The organism is Phenylobacterium composti DSM 19425 (assembly GCF_059568645.1).
This window is the reverse complement of sequence record NZ_JCANTT010000011.1, coordinates 658,602-676,199: the sequence shown is the minus strand read 5'-3', so window position 1 is coordinate 676,199 and position 17,598 is coordinate 658,602. Positions and strand designations below refer to the sequence as shown.

General features: G+C 70.5%; 20 protein-coding genes and 1 tRNA gene. 13 read left to right on the top strand and 8 right to left on the bottom strand.

The window, feature by feature from the left end; all coding sequences use genetic code 11:
- The first annotated feature begins 20 nt into the window (after nt 1–20).
- The 5 genes from BO64_RS06340 to BO64_RS06320 are packed head-to-tail and all read left to right on the top strand — an operon-like array spanning nt 21 to nt 3,998.
- A complete protein-coding gene (locus BO64_RS06340) occupies nt 21–518 on the top strand; it encodes a hypothetical protein (protein WP_496402432.1) in 498 nt (165 codons plus the stop codon).
- A gap of 38 nt (nt 519–556) precedes the next feature.
- On the top strand, nt 557–1,903 hold the full coding sequence (locus BO64_RS06335) for a hypothetical protein (protein WP_496402431.1): 1,347 nt from the start codon (nt 557–559) through the stop codon (nt 1,901–1,903).
- Nucleotides 1,900–2,868, top strand: coding sequence for a glycosyltransferase family 2 protein (locus BO64_RS06330; protein WP_496402430.1), 969 nt, complete (start codon nt 1,900–1,902; stop codon nt 2,866–2,868). Before BO64_RS06335 ends, BO64_RS06330 begins: the two co-directional genes overlap by 4 nt.
- A 6-nt stretch (nt 2,869–2,874) precedes the next feature.
- Nucleotides 2,875–3,606: a class I SAM-dependent methyltransferase gene (locus BO64_RS06325; RefSeq protein WP_496402429.1), complete on the top strand. Its 732-nt coding sequence runs from the start codon at nt 2,875–2,877 to the stop codon at nt 3,604–3,606.
- Nucleotides 3,603–3,998 carry a GtrA family protein gene (locus BO64_RS06320; RefSeq protein WP_496402428.1) on the top strand — a complete coding sequence of 132 codons (396 nt, stop codon included), beginning with the start codon at nt 3,603–3,605 and terminating at the stop codon, nt 3,996–3,998. The genes BO64_RS06325 and BO64_RS06320 overlap by 4 nt, the downstream gene beginning before the upstream one ends.
- On the opposite strand, the gene BO64_RS06315 is transcribed toward BO64_RS06320, so the two are convergent.
- Nucleotides 3,983–4,786 carry an LOG family protein gene (locus BO64_RS06315; protein WP_496402427.1) on the bottom strand — a complete coding sequence of 268 codons (804 nt, stop codon included), beginning with the start codon at nt 4,784–4,786 and terminating at the stop codon, nt 3,983–3,985. The genes BO64_RS06320 and BO64_RS06315 overlap by 16 nt on opposite strands.
- A 147-nt stretch (nt 4,787–4,933) precedes the next feature.
- Here BO64_RS06315 and BO64_RS06310 point away from each other — a divergent pair, with 147 nt between their 5' ends.
- The 5 genes from BO64_RS06310 to BO64_RS06290 all read left to right on the top strand — a co-directional run bounded on the left by BO64_RS06310 (nt 4,934) and on the right by BO64_RS06290 (nt 9,392).
- Complete coding sequence (locus tag BO64_RS06310) at nt 4,934–5,770, top strand: helix-turn-helix transcriptional regulator (protein WP_496402426.1); 837 nt, start codon at nt 4,934–4,936, stop codon at nt 5,768–5,770.
- Nucleotides 5,771–5,941: 171 nt separating this feature from the next.
- Nucleotides 5,942–6,985 (top strand): OmpA family protein, encoded by a 1,044-nt coding sequence (locus BO64_RS06305; protein WP_496402425.1) that lies wholly within the window; start codon nt 5,942–5,944, stop codon nt 6,983–6,985.
- A gap of 2 nt (nt 6,986–6,987) precedes the next feature.
- Complete coding sequence (locus BO64_RS06300) at nt 6,988–7,686, top strand: AprI/Inh family metalloprotease inhibitor (protein WP_496402424.1); 699 nt, start codon at nt 6,988–6,990, stop codon at nt 7,684–7,686.
- Between the two features lie 17 nt (nt 7,687–7,703).
- Complete coding sequence (locus BO64_RS06295; RefSeq protein WP_496402423.1) at nt 7,704–8,309, top strand: hypothetical protein; 606 nt, start codon at nt 7,704–7,706, stop codon at nt 8,307–8,309.
- Between the two features lie 276 nt (nt 8,310–8,585).
- Nucleotides 8,586–9,392 (top strand): alpha/beta fold hydrolase, encoded by an 807-nt coding sequence (locus tag BO64_RS06290; RefSeq protein WP_496402422.1) that lies wholly within the window; start codon nt 8,586–8,588, stop codon nt 9,390–9,392.
- Between the two features lie 94 nt (nt 9,393–9,486).
- On the opposite strand, the gene BO64_RS06285 is transcribed toward BO64_RS06290, so the two are convergent.
- Nucleotides 9,487–9,571: transfer RNA gene (locus BO64_RS06285), tRNA-Leu, on the bottom strand.
- Nucleotides 9,572–9,726: 155 nt separating this feature from the next.
- Here BO64_RS06285 and BO64_RS06280 point away from each other — a divergent pair.
- The 3 genes from BO64_RS06280 to BO64_RS06270 all read left to right on the top strand — a co-directional run bounded on the left by BO64_RS06280 (nt 9,727) and on the right by BO64_RS06270 (nt 12,350).
- Entirely contained in the window at nt 9,727–10,047 is a 321-nt protein-coding gene (locus tag BO64_RS06280) for a FeoA family protein (protein ID WP_496402421.1), read from the top strand.
- The gene (gene feoB, locus BO64_RS06275; RefSeq protein WP_496402420.1) at nt 10,044–11,921 is read left to right on the top strand and encodes a ferrous iron transport protein B; all 1,878 of its coding nucleotides are present in this window, start codon (nt 10,044–10,046) and stop codon (nt 11,919–11,921) included. Before BO64_RS06280 ends, feoB begins: the two co-directional genes overlap by 4 nt.
- 105 nt (nt 11,922–12,026) lie before the next feature.
- Nucleotides 12,027–12,350 carry a hypothetical protein gene (locus BO64_RS06270; protein ID WP_496402419.1) on the top strand — a complete coding sequence of 108 codons (324 nt, stop codon included), beginning with the start codon at nt 12,027–12,029 and terminating at the stop codon, nt 12,348–12,350.
- Between the two features lie 12 nt (nt 12,351–12,362).
- On the opposite strand, the gene BO64_RS06265 is transcribed toward BO64_RS06270, so the two are convergent.
- The 6 genes from BO64_RS06265 to hppD are packed head-to-tail and all read right to left on the bottom strand — an operon-like array spanning nt 12,363 to nt 17,514.
- Nucleotides 12,363–12,887, bottom strand: a complete 525-nt coding sequence (locus tag BO64_RS06265) for a MarR family winged helix-turn-helix transcriptional regulator (protein ID WP_496402418.1) — start codon at nt 12,885–12,887, stop codon at nt 12,363–12,365.
- A 2-nt stretch (nt 12,888–12,889) separates the two neighbouring features.
- Complete coding sequence (locus BO64_RS06260) at nt 12,890–13,894, bottom strand: fumarylacetoacetate hydrolase family protein (protein ID WP_496402417.1); 1,005 nt, start codon at nt 13,892–13,894, stop codon at nt 12,890–12,892.
- Nucleotides 13,894–14,178 carry a hypothetical protein gene (locus BO64_RS06255; RefSeq protein ID WP_496402416.1) on the bottom strand — a complete coding sequence of 95 codons (285 nt, stop codon included), beginning with the start codon at nt 14,176–14,178 and terminating at the stop codon, nt 13,894–13,896. The genes BO64_RS06260 and BO64_RS06255 overlap by 1 nt, the downstream gene beginning before the upstream one ends.
- The gene (locus BO64_RS06250) at nt 14,175–15,311 is read right to left on the bottom strand and encodes a homogentisate 1,2-dioxygenase (protein WP_496402415.1); all 1,137 of its coding nucleotides are present in this window, start codon (nt 15,309–15,311) and stop codon (nt 14,175–14,177) included. Before BO64_RS06250 ends, BO64_RS06255 begins: the two co-directional genes overlap by 4 nt.
- Nucleotides 15,311–16,405 (bottom strand): isoaspartyl peptidase/L-asparaginase family protein, encoded by a 1,095-nt coding sequence (locus BO64_RS06245; protein WP_496402414.1) that lies wholly within the window; start codon nt 16,403–16,405, stop codon nt 15,311–15,313. The genes BO64_RS06250 and BO64_RS06245 overlap by 1 nt, the downstream gene beginning before the upstream one ends.
- On the bottom strand, nt 16,405–17,514 hold the full coding sequence (gene hppD, locus BO64_RS06240; RefSeq protein ID WP_496402413.1) for a 4-hydroxyphenylpyruvate dioxygenase: 1,110 nt from the start codon (nt 17,512–17,514) through the stop codon (nt 16,405–16,407). The genes BO64_RS06245 and hppD overlap by 1 nt, the downstream gene beginning before the upstream one ends.
- Nucleotides 17,515–17,598 lie beyond the last annotated feature (84 nt).

Here is a 17,598-nt window from a genome sequence, read left to right as displayed (position 1 = left end):
CCAGACACGGGAGCGAATATATGCCGGGTTGGGCCCGCGCCGGACGTTCGGTCATCCTGGTGACCGCAGCCGCCGGTCTCGCGGCCTGCGAACAGCCTGACTGGCTGACACGCAGGGACCCGCTCCCGCCCCTCCCCGCCTGGGTCGATCCCCTGGTGGGCCGCCCCCTCGCCGAAGCTTTCCAGATGGCCCCCGATACGGCCTGCATCGGCAATACCGAGCAGGTGGAGGCCCTCTACGGCGGCGCGCGGCCAGGCGCGCGCCTGTCGGGCTGGGGCTGGGACGTGCAGGGCAAGGCGCCGCCCAGCCGGATCATCATCGCCGGCCGCGACCAGCGTATCGCCGGCGGCGGCGAAAGCGGCCGCCCGCGTCCCGACGTGGCCGAGGCGCGCCCCGAGGTCGACGCCGAAGGCACGGGTTGGCAGGCGTTCACCACCCTGAGCGAGGGCGAGGCGGTCGCCTATGGGGTGCTGGCCGACGGAGCCCGGATCTGCAAGCTGGGCGCGATCAAGCTTTGAAGCCGCCCTCCTCCGTCCGCGCTGTCCCCGGCGCGCCCATGTGGCCCGCCGTGCTGGCCTATGCGGCCCTCGCCACCGTGCTCGTGTGCTACCCGGCCTGGCCCGGCCAGATGAACTATGATGGCCTCTACGCCTGGTCGCGGTCGTTCCTGGGCATCGAGCACATGACCTGGCCGCCGATGCACAGCTATCTCTTCTGGATCAGCCGCAAGCTGGGGCTCGGGACCGGCGGGCTGTTCGCCTTCCAAACCTTCCTGCTGTTCGCAGCCGCGGGCCTGTCAGCCGCCCTCCTGATCCGCAGCCGGATCTGGGCCCTGGCCGCCATGGCCGTGTTCGCCGCCGCCTTCGTGGCCGTGCCCCCCATGCTGGGAGTGGCCCTGGCTCACTGGCGCGACGTGACGGTGGGCAGCTTCGCCCTGGCCAGCGTGGCCCTGTGGCTGCTGGCCGCGCAGCGGCGTCGGCCGGCCCCGCTGGCCCTCTCGGCCCTGATGCTGGGGATCAGCGTCTCGCTCCGCTACAACGCCTTTCCGCTGTTCGCCCTGATCGCGCCGCTGATGGTCTGGCGGCCCTATCTCACCCCGCGGGCGGGCCTGCGGCTCCGGGCTTTCGCCGCGACGGTGCTGGCCGCCTCGGTCGGCCTGGCCTGGGCGTCGTGGCAGTGGCGGCTGCCGGACTTCCAGCGGGTCCCGCCGGCGGGGACCATGTTCCAGATCCAGCTGTTCGACCTGCTCGGCGTGTCGGCCTGCGAGGACAGCAACTTCCTGCCGCCCGAGGTCACCGGCGGCCTGCCGATCACCCCGGCCCAGATCCGCGAGGCCTATGATCCGCGCCATGTGCAGATGGCCCACGAGCCCCAGCCCGGCGGCGGCCCGCCAATCCTGAAGACCGACGGCGGCGGCGCAGTCGCCAGAGCCTGGCGCGAGGTGATCCCGAAACACCTCGGCTGCTACCTGGACCACCGCCGGATCGTGATGGTGGAACAGCTCGGCCTCGCCAAGCACCGGGTCTTCTATCCCGTCCACGGGGGCATCGACCGCAACGACTATGGCCTGGCGCTGGCGCACGCCGACCTGTCCCGGCGGGTGACGACCTATGTGGAGCGCAACGCGCCCGAGCCATGGCGGCGGCCCGCCCTGCTCTACGCCCTGGCGCTCGCCGCGTGCGGCCTCCTGGCCCTGCGGCGCGATCCGCGAACGGCCCTGGCGCTGGCCCTGACCGGCGGCGCCTTCGCGAACCTGGCGCTGCTGTTCCTGATCGGCCCGGCGGCGGACGCCCGCTACATCTTCCCGTCGAACGCTCTGTGCGCCCTGGTGATCGCCGCCGCCGTCGCCATGTTGATCGAGGGGCCGAGATCGCACCGAGCCAGCAAGGAGCGGCGGGCATGAGCGCCATGCGCAGCCGGACGGGCCGCACGCTCTCGCTCGTCATTCCCATGCATGACGAGGACGGCTGCCTGGAGGCCCTCTTCCCGCGGCTGGATGGGGCGACCGCGGACCTGGGCGTGGCCGTGGAGATCGTCTGCGTGGACGACGGCAGCCGCGACGGCACCCTGGCCGCCCTGCGCGCCCGGGCGGCGGCCGATCCCCGCATCCGGGTGGTGGCCCTCAGCCGCAACTTCGGCAAGGAGGCGGCGCTCACCGCCGGGCTGGACGCGGCCCGTGGCGACATGATCGTGCCCCTGGACGCCGACCTGCAGGATCCGCCCGAGCTGATCGCCGAGTTCCTGGCCCTGTGGGAGCAGGGCTACGACGTGGTCTACGGGGTGCGCACCGACCGCTCCTCCGACAGCTTCGCCAAGCGCCAGACGGCGGCCCTGTTCTACCGGCTGTTCAACGGCCTTTCGGACTATCCCATTCCAGACAGCGCCGGCGACTTCCGCCTGATGGACCGGGCGGTGGTGGAGGCCCTGAAGACCCTGCCCGAGCGGAACCGGTTCATGAAGGGGCTGTTCGCCTGGGTGGGCTTCCGCCAGGCCGGCGTGCCCTATGTCCGGCCGGCGCGAACCGCCGGCAGCACGAGCTGGAGCTATCGCAAGCTGTTCCGCTTCGCCCTGGACGGCCTGACCGCCTTCACCACCGCGCCGCTGCGCGTGTGGACCGGAGTCGGCGTCGCCGCGGCCGTCGCCGCCATGGTCGGCGGCCTTGTGCTCATCGTCCGGGTGCTGGTCGTCGGTCGGGACGTGCCGGGCTACGCCTCGCTGATGGTGGTGGTCCTGTTCGCCTTCGCCCTGCAGATGATCGCCCTGGGCGTTCTCGGCGAATACGTCGGCCGGATGTATCAGGAGGTGAAGCGGAGGCCGACCTATCTGGTGCGCGAGCGCATCGGCTTCGACGACGGCGGAAGGACTTAAGGGCTAGTGGAACGCGCCATCTACGACCGCCTGCGCGAGATCGAGCAGGATCACTGGTGGTTCACCGGCCGCCGGGCGGTTCTGACGGCCGAGATCAGTCGCCTGGGCCTGCCCGCAGGCGCGCGGGTGCTGGAGGTGGGCTGCGGGGCCGGCGGCAATCTGGAGATGCTGGGCCGGTTCGGAGAGGTCTGCGCCATCGAGCCCGACGGTCCCTCCCGGGAATACGCCGCCGCGCGGGGCCTGGCGGACGTTCGCGAGGGCTGGCTGCCCAACGGCCTGCCCGACTTCGGCGCGCCCTTCGACCTCGCCTGCGCCTTCGACGTGGTCGAGCACGTGGACGACGACGCCGGGGCCGTGGCGGCCATGGCCGCGCAGCTGAAGCCGGGCGGGCGGCTGATCCTCACCGTCCCGGCCTACGCCTGGATGTGGAGCGCCCACGACGCCGCCCACCATCACAAGCGCCGCTATGTCCGGGCCGAGGTGCGCCGGCTGATCGAGGCCGCGGGCCTCGCCGTGCGGCGGGTGAGCCACTTCAACACCCTGCTGTTCCCGCCGATCGCGGCGATCCGCCTGGCCAAGGGCGCCCTGAAGCGCGAGGGCGGCGATGACGAAGCCCTGCCGCCGCCGCCCTTGAACCGGCTGCTCGGCGGGGTGTTCGCGGCCGAGCAGCGCCTGCTCGCGGCCACCGACCTGCCGTTCGGCGTCTCCGTCCTCGCCACGGCGGAGAAGCCGGCGTGAGGCTGATCGCCCGGCAGGCGGCGGTGTTCGCCGCCGTGGGCCTGGCCGCCACCGGGACGCACGTGGCCGCGGCGCTCGCGCTCCGGACCTTCGCAGGACTGTCGCCCCTGCGCGCCAACCTCCTGGCCTATCTGTGCGCCGTGGGGGTCTCGTACCTCGGCAATGCGCGGCTGACCTTCGGGCGGCCGGCCCTGCGCGGCGGGCAGTTCGCGCGCTTCCTGGTGGTCTCGCTGCTCGGCCTGTGCGTCACCCAGGGGCTCACCTGGCTCCTGGTGGACCAGGCCGGCTGGCCGTTCGCCGCGGGCTTGGCGGTGGTGGCTGTGGCGACGCCGACCGCGACCTTCGCCGCCTCCCGGCTCTGGGCCTTCGCCGAGCCCTACTCCAGCCGTTGATCCCGGGCGGCCACCCACGCGCCACGCTCGCCATACGGCTTGAGGCCGCCCTTCAGCAGGCAGTCCCAGACGCCCTCGGCGGTCTCGGCGAACTGGAAGAGATCAAGATCCGGCGGCGAGATCATGCCGAACTCCAGCAGGGCCTCGAAATTGATCACCTTGCGCCAGTAGGCCTCGTCGAAGAGCACGACTGGGATCGGCGGCGCCTTGGCGGTCTGGCGCAGGGTGAGGATCTCGAACAGCTCGTCGAGGGTGCCGAAGCCGCCGGGGAACACCACCAGGCCGTTGGCGCGCATCGCCAGGTGCATCTTGCGCATGGCGAAGTAGTGGAAGCGGAAGGTCAGCTCCGGCGTCGAATAGGCGTTCGGCTCCTGCTCGTGCGGCAGGGTGATGTTGAGGCCGATGGAGGGGGCGCCCACGTCGCAGGCGCCACGGTTGGCCGCCTCCATGATCCCCGGGCCGCCGCCGGTGCAGATGACGTTGTTGCGCTCGGCGCCCCCGGCCAGGTAGGCGCCGCCACGCTGCGAGGCCAAGGCTCCGAACTCCCGGGCCGCCGCATACCATCGCGGCTGCGGGGCCGGACCGTCCTCGCGGATGCGCGCGCTGCCGAAGACCACGATGGTGGACTTCACGCCCCAGGCCCTCATCGCCTCATCGGCCTTGGCGAATTCCAGGAGGAAGCGCACGCCGCGCATGGAGTCGCCGAGCAGGAAGTCCTGGTCGAGGGCGGGGAGCCGGTAGGTGGGCGACTCCAGCTGGGCGGAGTTGGAGGGGGTTTCGTCGGTCATGGGCCGGAAACTGTCAGGCCCCGCCCGCCCCGTCGACTGCCGGCGTCAAATCGGCGTGGCCAGGGTTGCGACCTTGCCCTTGGCGCGCCGCGGCATTCCGTCGCATAGTGCGCCCGGGAGGGGGTCGGCCACGGCACGACCCTGGGCATGCATCTCGAATATTTCCTGCCGTCGCCGGCCTATCGCGCGTGGATCACGGTGCACACCGTGCTGGACGGCCTGACGCAGGCGACCACGGCCCTGCTGCCGGCCATGCTGCCGAACCTGCACATCCGCCTGTCCGGCCGCTCGTCCTATGTCTTCGCCGACGGGCGGAGGGTCGCGGCCCCGGCCATCACCCTGCTCGGCCCGACCAACACCGCCTATGAGGTTGAGCTGGAAGCGGGGACGCTGGTGGCGGCGGCGGGCCTGCTGCCGGCCGGGTGGCTCTCCCTGATCCGCAGTCCAGCCCGGGAGTTCGCCGACGGGCTGATCGACGGCGCCGACCTCTGGGGGCCGCATCCCTGCGCCCTCGCCCTGGAACAATTGCTGGCCTGTCGCCTGGACGGGCGCCACACCCGGATCGTCGAGGAGCTGCTGCGCCTGCCCGCGCGGCCGCACGAGCATTCCCGCTTCGTGCTTGCCGCCGACCACTGGCTCGAGCACTCGCCCGACCTGTCTGTGGACGCCCTGAGCGAGACCCTGGGCGTCGGCCGGCGCCATCTGCAGCGGATCATGCTGGAGACCTACGGCGCCCCGCCCAAGGCTCTGGCCATGAAGTACCGCGCCCTGAGGGTGGCGGCCTATCTCGCCGCCCATGAACAGCCGGTGCTCGCCGACGCCCTTACCGGCTACGCCGACCAGCCGCACCTGACCCGCGACTTCCGCCGCTTCGTGGGGGTGACGCCCGGCGCCTTCCTGCGCGACCGCGCCGGCATCACGGCGGGCACCTTCGCCGGACGCCACCGCGCCGGGGCGAGCCGCCCGCTGGTGCTCTGGAGCTGAAAACGCGCCCCGGCGTCCGATCGGCCCCTCAAGTCCGATCTGTTCAAGACCGCCCGCCGCCCTGGGCGGCAAAGTCGCAAAGCGCCTGCGCCGCCGGCGATTCCCGCCCACGACGGGCGGCAAGGGCGACCCGAAAATCCAGGACGATCGGCAGTGATGAGAACGATTAGGATGTCCGCCGTAGCGCTCGGCCTCGTGGTCGGCCTCGCCGTCCAGGCCCCGGCCCACGCCCAGGTCCAGTACGCCCAGGTGCTGTCGCAGGACCTGCCGGGGGCCAAGGACCACCCCTGGACCGGCCGCTACGCCGGCTCAACGCTCCTGCTGCAGAACGTCATGGCCTTCGACGAACTGACCCTGGCGGCGGGCAAGGCCCAGACCGCCGGCGGCAAGCGCTTCTCCCGGACCATCAAGGCCGAGGGCAAGGTCACACGCAGCGTCTATGTGACCGCGCCGGGCCGCTCCTCCCTCGAGGTGCTTCGCAACTTCCAGAACCAGCTGCAGGGCCAGGGCTTCGCCGTCGAGTTCCAGTGCGCCGGGACCGACGGCTGCGGCGAGGCCTTCAAGGAGCTGAAGTACCACTGGAACAACAAGGCCACCCACGTCAGCGCCGGCTCGGGCGCGGGCCCGCGGAACAACTTCGTGCACAGCATCTTCGATGGCGGCCGGGACGTCCGCTACGCCCTGCTGCGCAAGGGTCAGGGGCCGGCAGCGGCCTATGTGGCCCTGTTCGTGGCCCGCAGCGAGGGCGGCACCTATGGCGACATGTCCAAGGCCCTCACCGACCGGGTGGTCGCCCTGGTGGAAGTGGTCGAGCCCAAGGGCATGGAAAGCCGTATGGTGACCGTGAAGAGCGAGGCCATCGCCTCGGGCCTGCGGTCCGAGGGTTCGGTGGCGCTCTACGGCCTGCTGTTCGACACCGACCAGGCGGTGCTCAAGCCCCAGTCCGAGCCGCAGCTGGCCGAGATGGTCCGCTATCTGAAGGGCAACACGGTCAAGGTGTTCGTGGTCGGCCACACAGACAACCAGGGCGCCCTGGCGCACAATCTCGACCTGTCGGAGCGCCGGGCCAAGGCCGTCGCCGCGGCCCTCGTGCAGCGCGGCGTTCCCGCCAACCGGATCGTCGCCCGCGGCGTCGGCCCGCTGGCGCCCACCGCTCCCAACACCGACGAGACGGGCCGCGGCAAGAACCGGCGCGTGGAACTGGTGCTGCAGTAGCCATGCGTCTCCGCAGCTTCCTGGCCATCGCGGCCCTCTTCGCGGCGGCCACGGACGCGGGCCCAGCCGCTTCCGAGCCCGTCGGCTGGGCCCGCCCCTACGCCGGCCCCTGGACCCTGTCCGGCGTCACCGAGGGCGCGCCCTACTGCCCGCTGACCCTGGGGACCGAAGGCGTCATCGGCGGCGCGACCCTCGAGATCTCGCCCACCTGCCGCCGGAACTTCCCGCTGGAGGAGGTGACCGGCTGGACCCTGCGCGGGGACCAGCTCGTGCTGATCGACGCCCTGCGCCAGGCGCAGATCTCCTTCTCGCGGGTCGAGAGCGGCGGGTTCATGGGCGCCCTGCCAACCGGCGAGGCGGTCTCGCTCGACCGCGGCCGTCCGCCCGCCCCGAGGTCCCGCAAGGACCTGCTCGACGGCACCTTCACCCTCAGCGGCTCGAACAACGCCGGGGCCTGCGGCTTCGCCGTCACCGCCGCCTCGGCGACCGCGGGGAGCCTGGAGCAGGCCGGCGAATGCGCCGAGCCCTGGAAGGGCCGGGACTGGCGACGGTGGAGCTTTGCGGGCGGCCGGCTGAACCTGCTGGCGGCGGACGGCTCGACCATCCTGTCGCTGCCCCCCGGCGACGCCTTCACCTTCGTCGCCGAAGGCCCGGAGGGGCCGGTCTTCTTCGGCCCCGGCGTGATCGTGACAGACCAGTGAGCAGGACAGGATCAGACATGAGGAAGATCGCGATCGCGATCGCGATCGCGATGAGCGTGGCCCTCGCCGGAACGGCGCTGGCCGGCTGCGGCGCTGGGGAGAGCGAGGGCGAGGCGCCCAAGGTCGCCGAGGCCAGGGCGGCCAAGGCGGACGTGGATCCCTGCAGCTTCATCTCGGCGGAGGAGATGACGGCGATCACCACCGACCGGGTGATCCGGACCCAGCGCTCGGGCGACACCTGCAAGTATCACGCCGCCCCGGACGACGGGCCCGAGGTGGTCGTCAGCATCGGCGACGCCGAGAAGCGGATGGAGGTCGTTCGCCGCAGCCTCGGCCTCCTGAAGGGGATCGGCAAGGAGGTCAGCGGCCAGGGCGCCGTCGGCGGCGACGTGGGGGGCATGCTGCAGGGCGCGCCCGCCGACAAGCCCGAAGTCGGGGACGACGCGGTCTGGGGGCTGAACGGCACGCTGTCGGCGCGCAAGGGCGCCGTCTTCGCCGAGGTCACGCCGCCGATCATGCACGATCCGGCCGACCATCCCGGCTATCCTCTGGTCAGCCGCGAGGAAAAGCGGGCGATCTCCCTGAAGGTGATCGAAACCATCCTGGCCCGCGCCGGGTCCTGAACCCGACCGGCTGAAGCCTCCGAACCTGTTGCAAGCGCTCCTCGGTCGCCGGGGAGCGCTTTTCGCATGGGCGGCGCAAGGCGGGAGCCGCCCCCCATCAAAGGTCAGAGACCCGGACGGCTCAGGCGGTCAATCTCCTGACGCTGGGCTAGCGCGCCCGTGTCGGTTTCGCCCGGCCGTCCATCGCCTCCCCGTGGGCGCGCCCGGGCAGGTCACCAGTAGCGTCCCCACCCACGACGCCGGCCTTCGCCGGCCCTCCACGCAGGGAGACCAACCATGACCCGCAAGATCCGGCAGACCGCCCTTGGCGCGGCCGCCGCCCTCCTCGCCGCCGGCGCCGCCCCGGCCCAAGCCCAGCCGGCCCAACCCTCCACCAGCATCGTCCTGGTCCACGGAGCCTTCGCCGACGGCTCGGGCTGGCGCGGCGTCTATGACCTGCTCACCGCGCGGGGCTACCGCGTGACCATCGTCCAGAACCCGTTGACGTCCCTGAAGGACGATGTCGACGCCACGCGGCGGGTCATCGAGCGTCAGCCCGGTCGCGTCGTCCTGGTGGGCCACAGCTGGGGCGGCACGGTGATCACCGAGGCGGGCGTCCATCCGAAGGTGGCCGGCCTCGTTTATGTTTCGGCCCTCGCGCCCGACAGCGGCGAGACCACGGCCAGGCAGTACGAGGGCTTCCCACCCGCCACCGAGTTCGTCATCGACACCGGCCCCGACGGCTATGGCTTCATCAATCCCGAGCGGTTCAAGGTGGGCTTCGCCGCCGACGCCAGCGACGCCGATGCGGCGTTCCTTCGGGACTCGCAAGTCCCCATCAACATGTCGGTCTTCGCCACCCCGGTGACCGAGGCGGCCTGGCGCACCAAGCCCAGCTGGGCGGTGATCGCCCGCGACGACAAGGCCTTCGGCGCGGGCATGCTGCTGCACATGGCCCGGCGGATGAAGGCCGACATCACCGAGGTCCCGGGCAGCCACGCCCTGTTCATGACTCAGGCCAAGGCGGTGTCCGACGTGATCGACCGCGCCGCCCGGGCGACGGCCCGGGGAAACGCCGCCGCAGAGGGCGCGTCACGCGACTGAACCTGCAATGCGGAAGCGCCGGGCGCTGCCGCGCCTGCGCCCGGCGCTACGCCGAGCGATCAGAGGCAGATCACGATTGTCCATGGAAAGGTGGTGGTGCGGGCGGTCGGGCTCGAACCGACACTCCTTTCGGAACCGGATTTTGAGTCCGGCGCGTCTACCAATTTCACCACGCCCGCTTGAGGCTGCGTTCTAGCCGCAGGACCGGCCGTTCGCAAAGCAGCTTCCACCGGCTGAGGCCCCGTGCGGCGACCTGGGAGCTTGCTATGGGCTGCGCCGCGCTCTAACTGATAATCGTTCGCAAAGTACGCGACCGTCGGGGTCCAGAAAACCTATGCACGCCTTGACCGCCCAATCTGCGGCGGAACTTTCCGAAAGCAGGGCTGACGGCCTCGTCCGTCTGAGCAAGGTCCGACCGGGCGACCGCGGCGTCATCGTTGAGGTCCGCGCCGGCCATGCCGCCGACCACGGCGTGGACGTGGACGAGCTTGAGCGACGGCTCCTGGAATTCGGCTTCGTGGAAGGCGCTGCGATCGAGGTGCTGCACGAAGGCCTGGTCGGCCAGGACCCGATCGCCGTGCGCGTCGATGACATGCGCGTGGCGCTGCGCCGCCGCGACGCCGCCGACGTTTGGGTGCGTCTGGAAACCAAATGAGTGAAGCTGTGATCCGGCCCGCCCGCGTGGCGCTGGTCGGCAACCCGAACACGGGCAAGACCGCCCTCTTCAACGCCCTGACCGGTAGCCGGCAGAAGGTGGCCAACTACGCCGGCGTCACCGTCGAGCGGAAGGAAGGCTTCGTCACCACGGCCTCGGGGCGGCACCTGTCGATCCTTGACCTGCCCGGCACCTATTCCCTGCGCGCCCGCAGCCCGGACGAGGCGGTCACCCGGGACGTGGTCCTGGGCCAGCTGGCCGGCGAACAGGCCCCCGACGTGGTGGTGGCCGTGGCCGACGCCACCAATCTGCGCCTCGTCCTGCGGCTGATCCTCGAGCTGAAGGCCGTGGGCCGGCCCATGGTGCTGGCCCTCAACATGTATGACATCGCCCTGCGCCAGGGCCTGCGCATCGACCTGGACGGCCTGCGCGCCGAGCTGGGCGTGCCCATCGTCACCACCGTGGCCACCCGCAAGCGGGGCATCGACGATCTGGTGGCCCAGGTGGAGGCGCTCGTGGCCGCCGGCGCCCTGCCCGAGCATGAGAACCAGTGGCGGGCGCCCACCGCCGGCGAGATCCGCAGCGCCCACCGCGAGGCGCAGCGCATCCTCAAGACCTATGTGCGCCCGCCCGAGCATCCCGACACCCTGACGGGCCGGATCGACGCGGTGCTGCTGCATCCGGTGGCGGGTCTGGCCATCCTGCTCGGCCTGCTGTTCGTGATGTTCCAGGCGGTGTTCAGCTGGGCCGGCCCGGCCCAGGACCTGATCGAGGCCGGCTTCGCCGTCCTGGGCGAACTGGTGGCCCAGGTGCTGCCCGACGGCCTCCTTCAGAGCCTGCTCGTCGACGGCCTGATCGCCGGGGTGGGCAGCGTGCTGGTCTTCCTGCCCCAGATTCTGATCCTGTTCTTCTTCATCATCCTGCTGGAAGACTTCGGCTACATGGCCCGGGCTGCCTTCCTGATGGACCGGATCATGGGCGGCGCCGGCCTGCACGGCCGGGCGTTCATTCCCCTGCTGTCCAGCTTCGCCTGCGCCATTCCCGGCGTCATGGCCGCCCGGGTGATCGACCAGAAGCGCGACCGGCTGACCACCATCCTCGTGGCGCCGCTGATGACCTGCTCGGCGCGGATCCCCGTCTACACCCTGATCATCAGCGCCTTCATCCCGGACCGCACCGTGGGCCCGGGCCTGAACCTCCAGGGCCTGGTGATGTTCGGCCTCTACGCCGCCGGCATCGCCAGCGCCCTTCTGGTCTCGCTGGTGATCCGCAAGGTGTTCTGGCGTGGGGCGGTGGAGCCGTTCCTGATGGAACTGCCCACCTACAAGCTGCCCAGCCTCGCCAACGTCGGCCGCAACCTGCTGCTGCGGGCGCAGATCTTCATCGGCCGCGCCGGCCGGATCATCCTGCCGCTGATGATCCTGGTGTGGGCGCTGTCCACCTTCCCGGCGCCGCCGCCGGGCGCGACCCAGCCGGACATCGACTACAGCTTCGCCGGGATGATCGGCCAGGCGCTGCAGCCGCTGTTCTCCCCCATTGGCTTCAACTGGCAGATGGTGGTGGCCCTGATCCCGGGCTTCGCGGCCCGCGAGGTGGCGGTGGCGGCCCTGGGCACGGTCTATGCGGTGGGCGACGCCGAGGCCAACGTCGGCGCCCTTGCGACGCAGCTGTCCGAGAGCTGGTCCCTGGCCACCGGCCTCGCCTTCCTGGCCTGGTACATCTTCGCGCCCCAGTGCGCGGCGACCCTGGGCGTGGTGAAGCGCGAGACCAACTCCTGGGCCTGGACCGGGGTGATGTTCGCCTACATGGTCACCCTGGCCTATCTGGCCTCGTTCGCCGTCTATCACACGGCCGTGGCCCTGGGCTGGGGCTAGGCGACCTTGCGCCCCGGACCTGAACCCGGGGCACAGCCGTTAACCATCCGTTCGCCCTGACGTTTAACCCGGTTGTAAACCGGCCGGATGCAACGCTGCGGCGTCATGCAGAAGCAGCCTGATACAACCCGCGACGCGGTCCCCGGCAAAAAGCCGTTCGCCCGGAAGGAAGTCCTGGCGAAGCGCGTGCGTGAGGTGCTCCTGTCGTTCGGCGGCGAAGCGCACCGGACGCTGGTGATCGAGCAGGTGGCCAGGAGCCTTGGCCACGATGTCCGTCAGATCCCGGAAGAGCTGCAGAGTGCGCTCATCGTCTCCTTCGAGGAGTACTGGCGCGACGAGCGCAAGCGCGCGGCCTACGGCTTCCACCTTCCCTTCGACGAAGGGTCGCACCGGTGGGGCGTTCGGGCCGAACCCGCCTACGTCCACTAGGCCGGCCCGCGATCAGCGCAGGCTGACTGGCAGCGGGTCCTCGCCCGCCAGCTGACCGGCCGCCGATTGCAGGCGGACGAGCAGGCGCTTGAGCAGCGCCACCTCGTCCGGAGAGAGCCCTGCGATCAGCGCCGCCTCATAGGCCAGGGCCAGCGGCGCGATGTCGGCGTAGAGGCGGCGGCCCTCCGCCGTAAGCTCCAGCACATGACTGCGCCCGTCGGCGTGGTGGTCGGACCGGCTCACCAGCTGCCGCTTCACCAGGCCCTGGGCGGCGCGGCTCACCGTCACCTTGTCCATGACCGTGCGGGCGACCACCTGGGCCTGGGTGAGGCCGCCGCCCGGCCCCGTTTCCGCCTGACCGTCCTCGGCCAGGACGCAAATGAGCCGCCACTGCGGAATCGTCAGGCCGAACCGGTCCTGATAGGCCCGGGCGATCAGGCCCGAGACGGCGTTCGACGCCACCGACAGCCGGTACGGCAGGTAGCCGTCGAGCCTCAGACGCTCGCCCTGGCCCAGATCGTCGCCCGCGTCCGCCATCTTCACGCCTGCACCACCCGCTGCTCGATCGCTCCGAAGATGGTGTGACGCCGGCCGTCCACCATTTCGATCCGGACCACGTCCCCGGGCTTGAGGAACGGCGTCTCTGGCTTGCCGTGAAGCAGAGTCTCTACGGTGCGCACTTCCGCCAAGCAGGAATAGCCGACACCGCCCTCGGCGATGGGCCTGCCCGGGCCGCCGTCGGCGCCGCGATTCGAGACCGTGCCCGAGCCGATGATCGTCCCGGCCGCCAGCGACCGGGTCCTGGCCGCATGGGCGATGAGGGTCCCGAAGTCGAAGGTCATGTCCACGCCCGCGTCGGCCCGGCCGAGGGGCTTGCCGTTCAGCTCCACCTCCAGGGCGCCGTGCAGCTTGCCGTCCCGCCAGTTGGGCAGGGCGTCGGGCGTCACCGCCACCGGCGAGAAGGCTGAGGCGGGCTTGGACTGGAAGAAGCCGAAGCCCTTGGCGAGTTCACCCGGGATCAGGTTGCGCAGGGACACGTCGTTGCAGAGCATGACGAGGCGGATGGCGGCCAGGGCCTCCTCGCGGCCAGCCCTCATGGGCACGTCGCCGGTGATCACCGCCACCTCGCCCTCCAGGTCGCAGCCCCAGGCCTCGTCTCTGAGCGGGATCGGGTCGCGCGGGCCGAGGAAGCCGTCCGAGCCGCCCTGGTACATCAGGGGATCGGTCCAGAAGCTCTCGGGCATCTCCGCGCCCCGGGCCTGCCGCACCAGGGCCACGTGGTTCACATAGGCCGAGCCGTCCGCCCACTGATAGGCCCGCGGCAGCGGGCTCAGGGCCTCCTGCTCGTGGAAACGCTCCCGCGGCGCCGCCCCATGCTCCAGGCTTTCGGCGAGGCCCCGCAGCTCCGGCTCACAGCGCTCCCAGTCGTCCAGCGCCGCCTGAAGGTTGGGCGCGATGCGGTCGGCGGGCGTGCACCAGCACACGTCAGCCGAGACCACCACGAGGCGGCCGTCCCGGCCTCCCTTCAGCGAGGCGAGCTTCATCAGCAACTCCGGATGTCGAAGGGTTCGCGGGGAATGGCGCCGGTGACCTTCACCCCGGCCTCATAGGCCTCGGGCTCATAGACGGTCACCTCGACGCGGATGTCGCCGCCGGGCTCGCCCTCCCACAGGTAGGCGCGCTCGAAACAGACCTCGCGGCCAGCCGGCGAGAAGCCCTCGAAGGTGTCGCCCCACGGCAGGTGGCCGGCGAGCTGCCGCCAAGCCAGGGTGCAGGCGCGGTCCAGCTCGTCCCGGGCGGCCGCTTCGAGGTCGGCCTGCAGGGTCATGGGCTCTTCCAGCTGTCCACATAGGCGGGGTTCTCGACCGCGCCGGCCGCCTCGCCCACGTCCAGCGGATCGCGGGTGTCGATCATCACCGCATATTCGTCTGTCGCCGGCTTGACCTGCACAAGCATGTTCTTCAGCGCCTTGGGATGCGGCCCGTGGGTGAAGCCCGAGGGATGGAAGGTCATCATCCCGGCCTCAATGTGATCGCGGCTGAAGAAGTCTCCGGCGTGGTAGAACAGCACCTCGTCGTAGTCGTCGTTGTTGTGGAAGAACGGCACCTTCAGCGCGCCCGGGTCGGTCTCGAAGGGCCTGGGCGCGAAGGTGCAGACCACGAAGCGGTCGCTGACGAAGGTGGAATGCACGCTGGGCGGCAGGTGGTAGCGGTGGCTCATCACCGGCCGGATGTCGCGCACGTTCAGCCGCACGGGGGCGAGGTCGCCGTGCCAGCCCACCGCATCCAGCGGATTGTAGGGATAGGTCACCACCGAGACCTGGCCGCGCTTCTTGATCTCGACGCGGAAGTCGCCGGCCTCGTCCTGGTGGGCCTTGAAGGCCTCGTCGATAGCCGGGGTCTCGAGGACCGCCGGGTCGAACTGGGCGTGGCCGCCCATCAGGCCTCGGTCGGGCAACTTGAAGTGGGTGTTGGTGGCCTGGATCATCAGCATGGCCGCCGGCCCGGCCGCGGGCCTGAGCCGCCACATGGTGCCCCGCGGCAGATAGAGGTAATCCCCCGACCGGAAGCGCAGGCGGCCGTAGTCGCAGAAGAGCTCGCCCTCTCCATCATGGACGAAGAGCAGCTGGTCGCCGTCGGCGTTCCGGGCGAGGGCCGGCATGGGGCCGTCCAGCTTCCAGAAGCGGACCTCGACGGCGGCGTTGTGCAGCACCACCCGGGCGTCCCAAGGCGAGGCCTCGGCGGCGTTCAGGCGGTTGAGATCGAAGGCCCGCGGGCGGAGCGGGCCCTCGAAACTGGTCCAGCCGGTGGGCGGACGGCGATGGTGCAGGAAGGCGGCCGGACCGAAGAAGCCTTCCTTCGAGATCTCCCGCTCGTAGGTGCCCTCCGGAAGGTCGGCGTGGGCCTGGCGGGAGTGAATTCCCTGCGCGGCCCGGACCGGGATCCAGTCGCCCTTCGCCATTACGGATCGTCCTTGTAGATGCCCACCGTCAGCGGCGCCCCGTCGGCGACGCGCGCCCGGTACATGCCCGAGGTGTTGAAGCTCCAGGCCATCTGGCCGTCCGGGGCCACGGCGATGACGCCGCCGTCCCCGCCCATGGCGGTGAGCTGCTTCTGGATCACCTCGTCGGCGGCGGCCTGCAGGCCGAGGCCCTTGTACTGCACGAGGGCGCAGATCTCCCGCGCCACGGTCAGGCGGATGAAGTACTCGCCCGTGCCGGTGGCCGAGACCGCGCACGAGGCGTTCGAGGCGTAGGTGCCGGCCCCGATGATCGGGGAATCGCCCACCCGGCCCCAGCGCTTGGCGGTGGTACCGCCGGTGGAGGTGCCGGCCGCCAGATTGCCGGCGCTGTCCAGGGCCACCACGCCGACGGTGCCGTACTTCTTGTCCAGCTGGGCCAGGCGGTCGCGGCCCTCGTCATGTTGCAGCTCGGCCCGTTGCTCCAGGGCCGCTGACGGCGCCTGCGGGGCGCCCTTGGGGCGGGCGGGAACCGGCAGGTTCAGCGTCTTCAGTTCTCGCTCCAGGGCCTGCCAGCGGCGCTCGGTGAAGAAGTAGCTGTTGTCCACCTCTTCAAGGCCCTGGGCGCGGGCGAAGCGCTCGGCGCCCTCGCCGATCAGCATGACGTGGGGCGACTTCTCCATCACCGCGCGGGCTAGGCTGATGGGATGGCGCGTACGGGTGACGCCCGCCACCGATCCGGCGGCCAGGGTCTTGCCGTCCATCATCGAACTGTCCAGTTCGTTGCGGCCCTCGGCGGTGAAGACCGCGCCCCGGCCGGCGTTGAACAGCGGGTCGTCCTCGAGGATCCTGATGGCGGTCTCGATGGCGTCCAGCGCCGAGCCGCCGGCCTTCAGCACCTCAGCGCCGACGGTGGCGACCCGGCCCATGGCCTCGCGATAGGCCTTGTCCTGCTCGGGCGTCAGGTCCTTGCGGTCGATCACCCCGGCGCCGCCATGCACCACGATCGCCCACCTGGGCCTTGAGGCTTCCTGGGCCTGCGCGCCCCCCGCCATCGTCATCACCAGAACCGCCGCAAGAGCCGTAATCGAACGCATCAGTCTTCCTTTGCCGGGAGCACCCCTCGCCTGATCTGATCGAGTTCGATGCTCTCGAACAAGGCCTTGAAGTTGCCTTCGCCGAACCCCTCGTTGCCCTTGCGCTGGATCAGCTCGAAGAAGATCGGACCGATCATGTTCTCGGTGAAGATCTGCAGCAGCAGGCCCTGGCCCTCGGTGGGCGCGCCGTCGATGAGAATCTTGTTGCGGCGCAGGCGCGCCACGTCCTCGCCGTGGCCCGGCACCCGGGCGTCGATGCCCTCGAAATAGGTGTCGATGGTGTCCTGGAACTGCACGCCGCGGGCGCGCATGGTCTCGACGGCGTAGTAGATGTCGTCGGTCCCCAGGGCGACGTGCTGGATGCCCTCGCCCTTGTAGTCCTTCAGGAATTCCTCGATCTGCGAGTGGTCGTCTTGGCTCTCGTTCAGCGGGATGCGGATCTTGCCGCACGGGCTGGTCATGGCCTTGGACAGCAGGGCGGTCTGCTTGCCCTCGATGTCGAAGTAGCGGATCTCGCGGAAATTGAAGATCCGCTCATAGAAGTCCGCCCAGGTCTTCATGTTGCCCCGGTGGACGTTGTGGGTCAGGTGGTCGAGGTAGGTGAGGCCTACGGCATTGCGGGACAGGGCCTCTTCGGCGCCCGGGATGGGCGTGAAGTCGACGTCGTAGATCTCCTGCGCCCCGTAGCGGTCCACGAGGTAGAGGTTCGAGCCGCCGATCCCCTCGATCGCCGGGATGTTCAGCTCCATCGGCCCGACCGGGCCATGGACCGGCTTGGCGCCGCGCGCGATGGCCAGTTCGAAGGCCTTGGCGGCGTCGCGCACGCGGAAGGCCATGGCGTTGGCCGACGGCCCGTGGGCGGCGCGAAACTCGGCGGCCTGGCCCGTGGGCTCCATGTTCAGGATGAAGTTGATGTCGCCCTGGCGGAAGCGCAGCACATTCTTCGAACGATGCTTCGAGACCGCCGTGAAGCCCATCAGTTCGAACAGGGTCTTCAGCTTCTCGGGTTCGGGCGAGGTGAATTCGACGAACTCGAACCCGTCGGTGCCGAGGGGGTTGTCGAAGAGGTCGCCGGTCTCGGCGCGTTTGGCGAGCGTCTGGGTGTTCATGGCCTGGGCCTCCCTATGGCCCACAGATAGTATCATATGAAACCAATTTACAAGCACGACGGCGTTCGCCCAAAGGCAGGCCGC

Bases quoted from the DNA above. Each gene is read 5' to 3' on its own strand.
- BO64_RS06340 (WP_496402432.1), top strand. From the start codon at position 21: ATGCCGGGTTGGGCCCGCGCCGGACGTTCGGTCATCCTGGTGACCGCA.
- BO64_RS06280 (WP_496402421.1), top strand. From the start codon at position 9,727: ATGCACGCCTTGACCGCCCAATCTGCGGCGGAACTTTCCGAAAGCAGG.
- feoB (WP_496402420.1), top strand. From the start codon at position 10,044: ATGAGTGAAGCTGTGATCCGGCCCGCCCGCGTGGCGCTGGTCGGCAAC.
- BO64_RS06265 (WP_496402418.1), bottom strand. From the start codon at position 12,887: ATGGCGGACGCGGGCGACGATCTGGGCCAGGGCGAGCGTCTGAGGCTC.
- BO64_RS06305 (WP_496402425.1), top strand. From the start codon at position 5,942: ATGTCCGCCGTAGCGCTCGGCCTCGTGGTCGGCCTCGCCGTCCAGGCC.
- BO64_RS06335 (WP_496402431.1), top strand. From the start codon at position 557: ATGTGGCCCGCCGTGCTGGCCTATGCGGCCCTCGCCACCGTGCTCGTG.
- BO64_RS06300 (WP_496402424.1), top strand. From the start codon at position 6,988: ATGCGTCTCCGCAGCTTCCTGGCCATCGCGGCCCTCTTCGCGGCGGCC.
- BO64_RS06330 (WP_496402430.1), top strand. From the start codon at position 1,900: ATGAGCGCCATGCGCAGCCGGACGGGCCGCACGCTCTCGCTCGTCATT.
- BO64_RS06310 (WP_496402426.1), top strand. From the start codon at position 4,934: ATGCATCTCGAATATTTCCTGCCGTCGCCGGCCTATCGCGCGTGGATC.
- BO64_RS06270 (WP_496402419.1), top strand. From the start codon at position 12,027: ATGCAGAAGCAGCCTGATACAACCCGCGACGCGGTCCCCGGCAAAAAG.
- BO64_RS06250 (WP_496402415.1), bottom strand. From the start codon at position 15,311: ATGGCGAAGGGCGACTGGATCCCGGTCCGGGCCGCGCAGGGAATTCAC.
- BO64_RS06295 (WP_496402423.1), top strand. From the start codon at position 7,704: ATGAGGAAGATCGCGATCGCGATCGCGATCGCGATGAGCGTGGCCCTC.
- BO64_RS06245 (WP_496402414.1), bottom strand. From the start codon at position 16,405: ATGCGTTCGATTACGGCTCTTGCGGCGGTTCTGGTGATGACGATGGCG.
- BO64_RS06260 (WP_496402417.1), bottom strand. From the start codon at position 13,894: ATGAAGCTCGCCTCGCTGAAGGGAGGCCGGGACGGCCGCCTCGTGGTG.
- hppD (WP_496402413.1), bottom strand. From the start codon at position 17,514: ATGAACACCCAGACGCTCGCCAAACGCGCCGAGACCGGCGACCTCTTC.
- BO64_RS06290 (WP_496402422.1), top strand. From the start codon at position 8,586: ATGACCCGCAAGATCCGGCAGACCGCCCTTGGCGCGGCCGCCGCCCTC.
- BO64_RS06315 (WP_496402427.1), bottom strand. From the start codon at position 4,786: ATGACCGACGAAACCCCCTCCAACTCCGCCCAGCTGGAGTCGCCCACC.
- BO64_RS06255 (WP_496402416.1), bottom strand. From the start codon at position 14,178: ATGACCCTGCAGGCCGACCTCGAAGCGGCCGCCCGGGACGAGCTGGAC.